This window comes from Bacillus bruguierae, assembly GCF_037104725.1.
In the GTDB taxonomy this organism is placed as follows: Bacteria; Bacillota; Bacilli; order Bacillales; family Bacillaceae_G; genus Bacillus_A; species Bacillus_A bruguierae.
The window spans coordinates 20,913-31,255 of sequence record NZ_JBAWSX010000028.1 but is presented as its reverse complement, the minus strand read 5'-3'; the positions used below and the strand labels follow the sequence as shown (position 1 = coordinate 31,255).

At 34.0% G+C, this 10,343-nt stretch carries 13 protein-coding genes and 2 pseudogenes; 10 read left to right on the top strand and 5 right to left on the bottom strand.

All coding sequences use genetic code 11. From position 1 onward, the window contains the following. The 5 genes and pseudogenes from WAZ07_RS25435 to WAZ07_RS25415 all read left to right on the top strand — a co-directional run. Nucleotides 1-234 (top strand): zinc ribbon domain-containing protein (locus tag WAZ07_RS25435; RefSeq protein WP_336474622.1); only part of this gene is annotated, 234 nt, incomplete at its 5' end. A 312-nt stretch (nt 235-546) separates the two neighbouring features. Then, nucleotides 547-825, top strand: a pseudogene (locus WAZ07_RS25430) (VOC family protein); the annotation flags it as partial. Nucleotides 826-1,098: 273 nt separating this feature from the next. Further along, a complete protein-coding gene (locus tag WAZ07_RS25425; RefSeq protein ID WP_336474621.1) occupies nt 1,099-1,608 on the top strand; it encodes a LysE family translocator in 510 nt (169 codons plus the stop codon). Between the two features lie 287 nt (nt 1,609-1,895). Beyond that, on the top strand, nt 1,896-2,333 hold the full coding sequence (locus WAZ07_RS25420) for a MarR family winged helix-turn-helix transcriptional regulator (protein ID WP_336474620.1): 438 nt from the start codon (nt 1,896-1,898) through the stop codon (nt 2,331-2,333). Between the two features lie 258 nt (nt 2,334-2,591). Continuing rightward, on the top strand, nt 2,592-3,791 hold the full coding sequence (locus WAZ07_RS25415) for an MFS transporter (RefSeq protein WP_336474619.1): 1,200 nt from the start codon (nt 2,592-2,594) through the stop codon (nt 3,789-3,791). Between the two features lie 130 nt (nt 3,792-3,921). Here the strand turns inward: WAZ07_RS25415 and WAZ07_RS25410 are convergent, their stop codons facing one another. Next, complete coding sequence (locus WAZ07_RS25410; protein WP_336474626.1) at nt 3,922-4,656, bottom strand: alpha/beta fold hydrolase; 735 nt, start codon at nt 4,654-4,656, stop codon at nt 3,922-3,924. Nucleotides 4,657-4,877: 221 nt separating this feature from the next. Between WAZ07_RS25410 and WAZ07_RS25405 the strand changes: the two genes are divergently transcribed. Beyond that, a complete protein-coding gene (locus WAZ07_RS25405) occupies nt 4,878-5,009 on the top strand; it encodes a hypothetical protein (protein WP_336474618.1) in 132 nt (43 codons plus the stop codon). Between the two features lie 10 nt (nt 5,010-5,019). On the opposite strand, the gene WAZ07_RS25400 is transcribed toward WAZ07_RS25405, so the two are convergent. Both WAZ07_RS25400 and WAZ07_RS25395 read right to left on the bottom strand, forming a co-directional pair. Beyond that, entirely contained in the window at nt 5,020-5,484 is a 465-nt protein-coding gene (locus WAZ07_RS25400; protein ID WP_336474625.1) for a DMT family transporter, read from the bottom strand. A 13-nt stretch (nt 5,485-5,497) separates the two neighbouring features. Further along, nucleotides 5,498-5,920 (bottom strand): DMT family transporter, encoded by a 423-nt coding sequence (locus tag WAZ07_RS25395; RefSeq protein ID WP_336474617.1) that lies wholly within the window; start codon nt 5,918-5,920, stop codon nt 5,498-5,500. 96 nt (nt 5,921-6,016) lie between these two features. On the opposite strand from WAZ07_RS25395, the gene yeiL reads away from it, so the two are divergent. Together yeiL and pssA are read left to right on the top strand one after the other, a co-directional pair. Beyond that, on the top strand, nt 6,017-6,715 hold the full coding sequence (gene yeiL, locus WAZ07_RS25390; RefSeq protein WP_336474616.1) for a transcriptional regulator YeiL: 699 nt from the start codon (nt 6,017-6,019) through the stop codon (nt 6,713-6,715). 269 nt (nt 6,716-6,984) lie between these two features. Continuing rightward, a complete protein-coding gene (gene pssA / locus WAZ07_RS25385; protein WP_336474615.1) occupies nt 6,985-7,476 on the top strand; it encodes a CDP-diacylglycerol--serine O-phosphatidyltransferase in 492 nt (163 codons plus the stop codon). A 392-nt stretch (nt 7,477-7,868) separates the two neighbouring features. Here pssA and WAZ07_RS25380 read toward each other — a convergent pair whose 3' ends face one another. Both WAZ07_RS25380 and WAZ07_RS25375 read right to left on the bottom strand, forming a co-directional pair. Next, a complete protein-coding gene (locus WAZ07_RS25380; RefSeq protein ID WP_090913608.1) occupies nt 7,869-8,309 on the bottom strand; it encodes a hypothetical protein in 441 nt (146 codons plus the stop codon). An 18-nt stretch (nt 8,310-8,327) separates the two neighbouring features. Then, nucleotides 8,328-8,678, bottom strand: a complete 351-nt coding sequence (locus WAZ07_RS25375; protein ID WP_336474614.1) for an ASCH domain-containing protein — start codon at nt 8,676-8,678, stop codon at nt 8,328-8,330. A gap of 242 nt (nt 8,679-8,920) precedes the next feature. Between WAZ07_RS25375 and WAZ07_RS25370 the strand changes: the two are divergent. Together WAZ07_RS25370 and WAZ07_RS25365 are read left to right on the top strand one after the other, a co-directional pair. Beyond that, nucleotides 8,921-9,315, top strand: a pseudogene (locus WAZ07_RS25370) (IS6 family transposase); the annotation flags it as partial. Between the two features lie 366 nt (nt 9,316-9,681). Beyond that, nucleotides 9,682-10,149 carry a VOC family protein gene (locus WAZ07_RS25365; protein WP_336474613.1) on the top strand — a complete coding sequence of 156 codons (468 nt, stop codon included), beginning with the start codon at nt 9,682-9,684 and terminating at the stop codon, nt 10,147-10,149. Nucleotides 10,150-10,343 lie beyond the last annotated feature (194 nt).

Below are 10,343 nucleotides of genomic sequence, written 5' to 3'. Positions count from 1 at the left end.
ATGTTACAGTACAAATCTAAGAAAAAAGGAAAATATTACATCGTTGCGGATAAGTATTTTGCATCGAGTAAATTATGCAGTGAGTGTAATCACAAAAAAGATAAGTTAAAAATATCTGAAAGAATCTATATGTGCGATAATTGTGGCACGAAAATCGATAGAGATTACAATGCGGGTCGTAATCTAAAATATTATGGCATTCGTATTCTGTACGAACAAAGTATAATTGCGTAGTTTGTATCGATTTTATTAGCGGTAGGGACGCCGCGAATTCAAGGCTTTGGACATGAGCCGCTAGGCTTGTGGAGGAATTAGCAATAAAAGAGAAAGTCTTTTGACTTTTGAAGCCCCCACTTCAAACAGACCGTAAGGTCGTTAAGTGGTGGGTAGTTCACGGATAAGAGTTGTATCGAATTCATTGAAAAAACTTATGATACAAGTAAAACTTTACTAGCTGGAATAACAAAATTTAAAGAGAAATTACCTATTCTTGAGAATGACCCAGTTGGTTATGAAGAACAATTTCATAAGTTAATGCAAATCATTCTATTTAAAACTGACAGTATGGCATTCTTTGAATGTAACGGGTTACGTCTCCTTTTAAGTCTCCCAGAAAAAGAGGAATTTGCTCAATCTAGTTCAGTCATTTATTTTCAAGTTGAAAAAATTAAAAATACTTATGGAGATCTATTAAGTAAAGAAATTGTTTTTATTGATGAACCGCATATTGTATCGAAAATGGGACAAATAGAAACATGGATGACATTCTTTAAAGATACAGAAGGTAATACTCATGCTTTAATGAGTGAAGTACAATGTCAGTGAAAGAGACCGTTGATAACGGTCTCTTTCACTACTTTCAGTTTTTTAGCATTTCACAAAATAGAAAAAATTCCACTTTGTTTGGTGGTACGATACTAGCGCAAATGAGAATAAGACACATAAAAGGATAGTATTAATATCGGAGGGAGAATAAGTTGGTCATTGAATTGTTTATCAAAGGATTAATCATTGGGCTTAGTATAGCTGCTCCTGTTGGACCTATTGGGGTTTTATGTATACGACGCACATTGGGAGTACGGAAAATGTATTGGTTTTATGTCAGGCTTAGGTGCAGCAACAGCTGATGGGCTGTATGGGCTGATTGCTGGGCTCGGTTTAACATTTATAACTAATTTTTTAGTTGAACAACAAGGATGGATTCACTTCATTGGTAGTGTGTTTTTATTATATATAGGATTGAAAATTTTTGTTTCAAAACCATCAAAAATATCAGCTAAAGCTAATGGTAATAATGTTTTTGGAGCATATGCTTCAACCTTTCTTTTAACTATTACAAATCCAGTAACCATATTATCTTTCCTAGCCATTTTTTCTGGACTTGGAATGTCTAATTCGAATAATGATACAATAACTAGCTTAGTCGTAGTATTAGGAGTATTTTTGGGTTCTACATTATGGTGGCTAATTCTTAGCAGTGTAACAGGAATATTGATGAATCGAATGAAAAATTTCCCTTTAAATATTGTGAATCGTATTTCTGGATTTATTATATTAATGTTTGGTTTATGGTCTATGTACAATTTAATGAAGAGCCTTTTTACATAAAATAAGAGGTTTTAAACTACTGTTTCTTGTTTTTGCTATAATATATGAGTTCGTTTAAAGATGGATAATTTTGTAAGGTTGTATATTAAGTTATTGAGATATCAAAATCATTGACAGTTATGTATTGGCAACATATAATTCATATATGAAACATATGTTGACTTTTAGAGAAATGTGGAAGATACATAGAAATAGTTGTAAAACTCCAGATAAATGTTTGGGAATATAATTATTTATATTTGACTTGTTTAGTGTAGACTTTATTCTCTGAAGAAAGGGTGTTTTCTATGCAAATAACGGCAAGGGAGTTATATGCTTTAATTAGAGATGTATATCATCAATTACAAAATAATCTCGAGAATCAATTGAAACAATTCGATATTAGTGTAGTTCAATTTGGAGTTATACAAGTGTTATCAGAATCAGAAAAAACTTCGATGTCTGAATTAAAACAAAAAATTGGTTGTGCTCCTAGTAATGTTACTACTATGGTTCAACGAATGAAAAGAGATGGCTTTGTAACAACTACTAAAAACCCATCTGATCAAAGAGAAACATTCGTATATTTAACTGAAAAAGGTAAAGAAACGAAAGAAAAAGTAAATGTTCAATACAAAGCATTCCTTAAAGAAAATTTTTCTTATTTTGGTGAAGAAAAATTTATAACATTATCAGAAATTCTTGAAGACTATAAACTTCATTTATTAAACGTTGAAAAGAAATAACAAAAGTGTAACTATATAAATCCAAATTAAAAAAACGCCATAAAACCATTCTTTTTAGGTGGACGAGAGCATCTGGCCGTGCATAGAAGCGGTCAGGGTCTTTTTCTGCATAGCAGCAATGTATATGCCGAAAAATCAAAATGGATTTATATAATATAATAGTTGCATTTTTTTACATAAATATTTCATATATGAAGTATATTTTTGGGTATTTATTTCATATGTGAAATAAAATCAGAAACTAAGGGAGAGATTTAAGTGAGTGATAATGGAATGAAACCTATGTTAATTCTACTAGCAATTGTAGCATTTTTTATTGGGATGGATTCTTTAGTGGTATCACCTTTAATTCCTGATATTGCTAAAGCTACCGCAGTACCAATGGAAAGGGGAGGGTGGTTAATTACCTCTTATGCATTATTCTATGGATTAACTGCTCCGTTTTTTGGCCCGATTTCTGATAAATTTGGGCGCAAACAAATGATTGTAACAGGAATGATCATATTTTCAATTGGAACTTTTTGTACAGGACTATCACAAGATTTTAATACAATTTTGGGTTTTCGTGCATTAACAGGTTTATCAGGGGCTATGGTGATGCCAAGTATTTTTGCGTTAATAGGTGATAAAGTACCTTATAATATGAGAGGCACAGCAATGGGAATGATCATGGGGGCTATGGTTGGCTCTACTGTGTTAGGTGTACCAATTGGGGCTTTTTTAACTTCTGTTGGTAATTGGCAATGGACTTTTTATGGTATAGGGGTTTTAGCAATGTTGGTTGCATTTATTATAATGGGCGTCTTGCCTAAAACGCCACCAACAAATGAAATTCCAGTTTCTGCACCAGTAGCAATGGTTTCTGGGATAAAGACAGCCTTTACCAATACATCTGTGTTCTTTGCATTATTATCTACTTTTTTGTGGACTGTTAGTTTACAAGGTATATTTTCTTATATTGGAGTTTACTATAAAGAGAATTTTGATTTTAGTGTAGAAAAAATAGGAATGGTAATTTTTTTGGCAGGAGCCGGTAGTATTATAGGCAACGTCATAGGTGGTAAATTAGCAGATCAAATCGGTAAAAAAGCAGTTGTTTCAATTGCTACTATTATCGCGGCAATTGGAGTTGTTAGTTTCACTTTGTTAACTGAACATGTAATATTTGCAATGATTGTACATGTATTATGGAGTACATCAATTGGGTTTGGTCAATCTTCATTAACAGCTTTAATTTCAGAATTAAGCCCTAAAGTAAGGGGGACCGTAATGGCTCTGAATAGCTCAGCAATGTATATGGGAATGATGTTTGCCTCTGCAGGTGCTTCCTGGTTATTGGTAGGCGGACAAACATTTTTAGCTATTGGTATTATGTGTGCAATTGCTAGTTTCTTAGTACTGCCAATTATTCATTTCTTAATAATAGAAAATTCGATTATGAGGAAAAGAAGTTATTAAATAAGAAAGAGTAAGTTTTTCTTTGTTAGAAAGAAGAAAGGAGAGCGCATATTAGTCATGTATACACTATGCTCTCCTTTTACTAAACTAAAGAGTCTAAGGGATTAACAAAAAATATAATCAATTCAATTTAGAAGTTATTAATTAAACGCTTTATTGCATCAATTACTACAAATGGTTCATCGTTTTGTATATAGTGGGCACTATCTTCTGCAATTATAAGCTCACTTTTTGTAGATATCTCAAGAATCTCTTTTTGCATTTCATTCCATAATTCTTGAGATTTTTTAGAATAATGATCTTTTTTTCCTGCTGATAAAACAATTAAGGGAACATTTAATTGTTGTTTTGTTTGTTTTAGTTGCTTTAGACTTGCAGTGAATTCATCGTATGTACTTTCATAAATAAATTGGTTGTTATATGCTTGTTGAAATTCTTTTGACATTGTGGGAAGAAATCTTTCTTGATAATCTTCTGGTGTAGAATCAATTAAAAGTAATGCAGCGACGTTGTTAGGATACTTTGTAGCATATATCCGCATGTTTACTCCACCAAAAGAATGACCTACTAATATGTATGGGGGTTGTATCTTCATTTTTATTAGAAGTTCATTCAATTCTTCTATCATCTCTTGGCTCGTTCTAGGATTAAGGCTTTTCTCGCTTTTTCCTAATCCAGCTCTATCATAGACAAGTACGTCCGTTAGCAGAGAAATTTCAGTAATTATTGAACTCCAAGCTTTAGAATAGTCTCCATATCCAGCATCCATTATAATGGTAGGTTTGTCTGTTTGCTCTCCATACAACTTTGTAAATAATTTGAAACCACTGATTTGTACAAACTGCTCTTTCTCACGAATAGGCATTTTCTCTCCATGTTTCACATTAGTCCTCCTATAATTAAAAGTATATTTTTCCTTCTGAAACGGTACTGAAAATAAATGCATTTGACTAGAATCTCTAAATAGAATTCTAGCATATGTAAAAAAAGATGTTAGTTTTTATACTGGTTTAATTCTCCTTTAACAATTATTGTTAAAGTCATTTGGGGAAATTAAACTGTTTAAAAGGGGAGGAGGTTTATAAGGTGACTGGAATTGCTGAATGTTCTCTTCGTTATTATTTAAATTTAGAACGATTGAGGACAGAGAAATTGGAAAACGGTCAGTTGGTATTATCCAGTTTAGATTTAGAAAATATTATGCACATAATTGAATAAGAAACAAGCGTTAATAAGCTTGTTTCTTATCTTGAACAGGTATATCCGTCCGATCAATGATTAAATTATATGTGAGTCCCATTAATACTAACAAACCACCTACTATCTTACCGAGCGATATTTCATATGAATTGAAAAAATCAATGATAATCCCCATGCTTAACTGACCAATAAAAATGAGTAATGTCAAATAGAAGGAAGATATTTTAGGAATAATATAGTTCGATAATCCAATTACTATAACACCTACTAATCCACCTAAATAAGCAAGAAACGGTATGGATTGCAATGTTGTGTAGGACATGTTAAAAGATTCATTACTAAAAACTAAAAATAGCAACGAAAAAGCGAGACCAGTAATATAGTTGAAAAAAGTTCCTTGGAAAATTCCAATTTGCGTTGCTAAATTTGCATTAATCACCCTTGCGATTACGATGGAACAGCCAGCTAAAATGGCAATACATATATATAACATCATTTCTCCTCCATTAGAAAATATTCATAACAACAATTCCAGAAGCAATCAGTAATAAGCCGACCATTTTCTTTTTTTCAAACTTCACAACTTGCATTCCTAATAATCCGAAATGATCGATGATAATAGAAGTGATCGACTGACCGAGTAAACCTAAAGCGATTGTTAAGGATACACCGAGTGTTGAAAAGCTAACATTAGTAAAGAGTACGGTGAACACCCCGATAGCTCCTGCACTATATAAGTACAGCGGAATTCCTTTATGAATCTTAATTTTAAATTTCCCTACTATTAAAATGATAATAACCGCAATTAATCCAACAATATGAATAAGAACGCTAGCGTTATAATTTCCTATAACTTCTGCTAAGATGCCGTTTAGTGGAATCATCAGTGCGATGAGAGCACCGATAAGTGCGGAAAGCAATTTATACATAGTGTTTCCCCCTTGCATTTTTAAAGTTAATTTATCATGATTGAAGTATCGTGTATTATGACATATGTCATAGTAAAGAGGGGATTTGGAGAATTTATGAAAAAAATATATGATTCGAAGAAGTTAGATGAGTATATTCAAAAGAATAATATTGAAGATTTTTTTAGTCATGACATAAAGTCTGTGATGGAGTTATTGTTATTTAAAAAGAATGAATATATATGTAGAGAAAATGAAATACTTCATTATCTTTACTTTTTTGTAGAAGGAAAAGCAAAAGTGTATACGACTTTAAGTAACGGAAAATCGTTATTATTAACTTTTTATAATGGGTTTGAAGTTATGGGAGATGTAGAATTAGTTCGTTCTCAAAAAACGTTTTCCAATGTTCAAGTGATAGAGGACTCATATTGCATTGGAATCCCATTAGAAAAAATTAGAACACGTTTACTTCATGATGCAACCTTTTTAAGTTTTATTTGTGATTCGTTAGCCCATAAACTTGCTAGACTTGCACAAAATAGCTCCATTAATTTACTTTATCCACTTGAGAATCGATTAGCGAGTTACATTCTTGCGATAGGTGAGAGGGTAGAAGATGAAGAAAAAACAATGATATTTCAAGGGAATCTAACGGAAATATCGGAGTTATTAGGAACAAGTTACCGACATTTACTGAGGACGTTAAATATTCTTTGTGATAAAGGAGTGTTAGAGAAGCAGGACAGTTATTTCAAAGTAATAGACGAGCCCTTATTGCAAGAGTTAGCGGCAGATGTTTATAAACAAAATTAAATATATGTTTGTAAGTGAAGTTGTGAGTAGAGTAAGATGATTTTCATTAATGATGAAAATACGATAAAAAATGAAATAAGCTCGATCTTCCTTTAGGCAATTCTGCTTTAATGGCAATTGGTCCGATTTTCCTTAACATACAGAAAATCGGCTTTTTTCTTATCGAAATTTGCTTAGCGTACACTGGTCATGTATTTTTAAGAATAACGGAAGAATATATAGAAAATGCTACATAAATAGGAAGTTTAATCAACTTAGGGGGGACAACTTTGTTCAATTGGATAGTAAAATCTATACCTAATTTATTTACGATAGGAAATTTATTGTGCGGTGTTTTTTCAATTACCTTAAATATGAGCGGCTTTTTGGAAGCCGCCTGCATTTTTATTTTCTTTTCGGCTGTTTTAGATCTTCTTGATGGAAGGATTGCGAGAAAATTAAAAGTGAATAGTGAGTTTGGCGTAGAATTGGATTCCTTAGCTGATATTGTTAGTTTTGGCGTTGCTCCTGCACTTCTGTTTCATTCGATAGCGGCACCATCTATTTTAACTTCTTTGGCATTTATCCTCTTCCCAACGATGGGTGCCTTAAGATTAGCTAAATTTAGTGTTAAACCAACCATTGGGTATTTTATGGGATTACCTATTCCAGCTGCTGGATTACCATTGGCTGTCATGGGATTGTTTTCATATAGTAATGCATGGATTACCTTAATCCTCGCTCTCTTAATGGTAAGTCCAATTAGGTTTAAAAAACTTTAAGGGGAGGTACCGTCTCTTGGCCATTAAGTTAAGATCTTTTAATACCCCCGAACGAGAATATTTCCCTATGGGTAACTCGTTTTTTTAGGTTGATGGCAATGTGGCAGGACCTTATGCCCATCAACCTAAGATTTTGAAGTATCCCCAAAACGAAAACTTCATCCTTTCATAGTTGCCCATAGAAATTTAGTTTATTTTTTTCGTTTTGAGGAAGAATGTATTTCTTAACTTGATAGTGATGAGATAGTAGGCCCAGATCGTAAAAGGCTATTCCATCACCTCTTCAAAGCGTAATTACAATAAGGACAAGCCAGTTTTGGCTTGTCCTTGTTCCATGCCGCCCGGCGAATTCAAACGGCAATCACACCAAGCCACTATTCGCCCTAGATCTATCATCCCTGCCACAACGCAGGCTTTGTCACCATGAACCATAACATCGCCATTAAAAGAACAATGTAAATCCAAACAGAACGCCGCAACAATTGAATCAAGGCGTCCTTGTCTTGGCCCTTTTCGCCGAATTTCCGAATGGTCGGCGAAAAGGCGCGGGCCAGGAAAAATAATGAACTCGCCATGAGAATAAGGGTCATCACTATCCAAGGGGTCTTCCAAGTCCAAGGGCCCGCCAGTACAAGCAGAACTCCGGATGCAACCAGCACATGCCCGGCATGCTTGGCCAGCCTTACCGAAAATCGGAATATATCCAGATAAGCCTGCTGTGTTCCGGCCTCTGAAGCCCGCAATTTTTTGATGAGCGGAAGCAATACAAAAAACGGGCCGATGGATAAGATTACACTGAAAATATGTACATACAGAAGCAGTCGATACAACATGTCCATCCTTATATCACATTAACCTTCGATGGGACGGAATTCATGAACCCAAACTCTCATATTTGGCAGCCATGGCATGCCAGGGTGAAGAGACAGGATAGAGTGCTTATATTCCTCCACATTCGTATAGCCTTCTTGACGGGCATGCCCATCAGTCAATTCGCCAAGTGACTGCGAATAGACCTTCTCCACAACATACCGGTGACCTTGAAGCTCCATTACTTCCCCGACATCCGCATATCTCCCGTTGCGGCGAGTAGCCGTTTTATGTCCTGCAAGCACTTTTTCAATGTCCTCCTGAATCGTGATGAGACGTTCAATCGTACATGTTTTTGGTGGTAAAGCGTTCGTTTCATTTTGGTTTGTCATCTGGGTCACTCTCCTTTTTTCATTTAAGCATAAGTCCACTTTATCATATAAAAAAATTATTCTATATAGCAAGTTTCTACTTAATAGAGATAACAAAATTTCGTACAATGTTTATATGATAAACGCCAATAATGGGAAAAAGCAGCCCTTGGTTTTGGTGCGAAAACCTCGAGATAATAGCAATTAATCTCTGAATCTTGGACATATTGATACTAGTACTCAAAAAAAGGGATGTAATCGGTATGGAAAATCAAAATTTGTTCAAATGGAAGTATTATCTGCCTGGTATTATTTTACTAACCGTGAGATGGTATCTACACGGTACAACCTCAGTTTTCGTGATTTGGTGGAAATGATGGAGGAACGCGGCTTATCTATGGCCCACACAACGATTATGCGTTGGGTTCATCAATATGGGCCTGAATTAGAGGATAGGTTATGGTGTCATCTTAAGTCAACAAATGACTCTTGGAGAGTTAATGAAACGTATATCAAAGTAAAGGATCAATGGATGTACTTGTATAGTCTAATAGATTCCAAAGGAAATACCATTAATTTTTATCTAAGCGAATCAAGAGATAAACGAGCAGCCAAAGGCTTTCTTAAGAAAGCCTTTGCTGTAAATGAACTTACGAAAATAAACGGTAGAAAGTGTTTTTAGTGGAATCAGGAAAATAAGAAATACTTTGAATGGCACTATAATCATAGTAAAACTACAACTTAAATTATATAGAATATAATTAACTATTAAAGAAGATATATTATTTAAAGAAAATTATAAAGAATATTTGGTGGTAAAAAGGTATGGTAACAAATTCACGATAAATTTGTTACCGTACTTTTTTAGTTTTGAGAATGCAATATGGGATTTTGTATTATTGGTGTGTGTCCCTATTACACTACCTCTAAAGATGTATAGAACTTTAATACTTTTAGTGGATTTAATATTGCTTGTACATTGATATAGTTAATATTCAAGAATAGGGAGTAGGAGGGTAACCATATGATTAAAGGATTGTATGAAGCACACTTACCAGTTAGTAATTTACAAAATTCAATTGAATTTTACCGGAAATTAGGATTGGATCTTGCTTGGTGTGATGAAAACACTGCTTTCTTTTGGATTGAAGAAGGGAAAAGTTGGTTTGGTTTATGGGAAGGAAATGAGTATGAAACTCGATACCACCCTTCCTTACGACATATTGCTTTTCGAGTTTCATATGAAGATTTAAAGGAATCTTTAAAGTGGCTAGATTCTATTCAAGTTGAAGCTGTCCCATTTGGTAATAGAAAGTCTATTGAGCCATTTATTCGCCCGCATCAAGGGAATGCTTCAGTATACTTCAAGGACCCGGATGGTAACAGTTTAGAATTAATATGTTATGTTGAAGTTTCTAATGAATTAAAACATATTACAGATAAGTTGTCCTTCGTAGATTGGGAGGAACGAGTTAACAATACATTTAAGTGAAAGATTGTGTGATAAGTTTATTTTACTAAACGGAGTCACAACACATCACTATCAAGCTAATATTTTGGAGTATCCCCAAAATGGAAGTTTCACTTTATCTCTCCATAGTTGTCTACGAAAATTCAGTTCATTTTTTCATTTTGGGGACAAGAGATTTCTTAAGTTGATGGGCATGGGGTCCTGTCACATGCCCA

Excerpts from the sequence above, each read along its gene's own strand:
- WAZ07_RS25375 (WP_336474614.1), bottom strand. The coding sequence starts at position 8,678 with ATGACAAACCAAAATGAAACGAACGCTTTACCACCAAAAACATGTACG.
- WAZ07_RS25395 (WP_336474617.1), bottom strand. The coding sequence starts at position 5,920 with ATGTATAAATTGCTTTCCGCACTTATCGGTGCTCTCATCGCACTGATG.
- WAZ07_RS25365 (WP_336474613.1), top strand. The coding sequence starts at position 9,682 with ATGATTAAAGGATTGTATGAAGCACACTTACCAGTTAGTAATTTACAA.
- yeiL (WP_336474616.1), top strand. The coding sequence starts at position 6,017 with ATGAAAAAAATATATGATTCGAAGAAGTTAGATGAGTATATTCAAAAG.
- WAZ07_RS25420 (WP_336474620.1), top strand. The coding sequence starts at position 1,896 with ATGCAAATAACGGCAAGGGAGTTATATGCTTTAATTAGAGATGTATAT.
- WAZ07_RS25400 (WP_336474625.1), bottom strand. The coding sequence starts at position 5,484 with ATGTTATATATATGTATTGCCATTTTAGCTGGCTGTTCCATCGTAATC.
- WAZ07_RS25410 (WP_336474626.1), bottom strand. The coding sequence starts at position 4,656 with ATGCCTATTCGTGAGAAAGAGCAGTTTGTACAAATCAGTGGTTTCAAA.
- WAZ07_RS25380 (WP_090913608.1), bottom strand. The coding sequence starts at position 8,309 with ATGTTGTATCGACTGCTTCTGTATGTACATATTTTCAGTGTAATCTTA.
- WAZ07_RS25425 (WP_336474621.1), top strand. The coding sequence starts at position 1,099 with ATGTCAGGCTTAGGTGCAGCAACAGCTGATGGGCTGTATGGGCTGATT.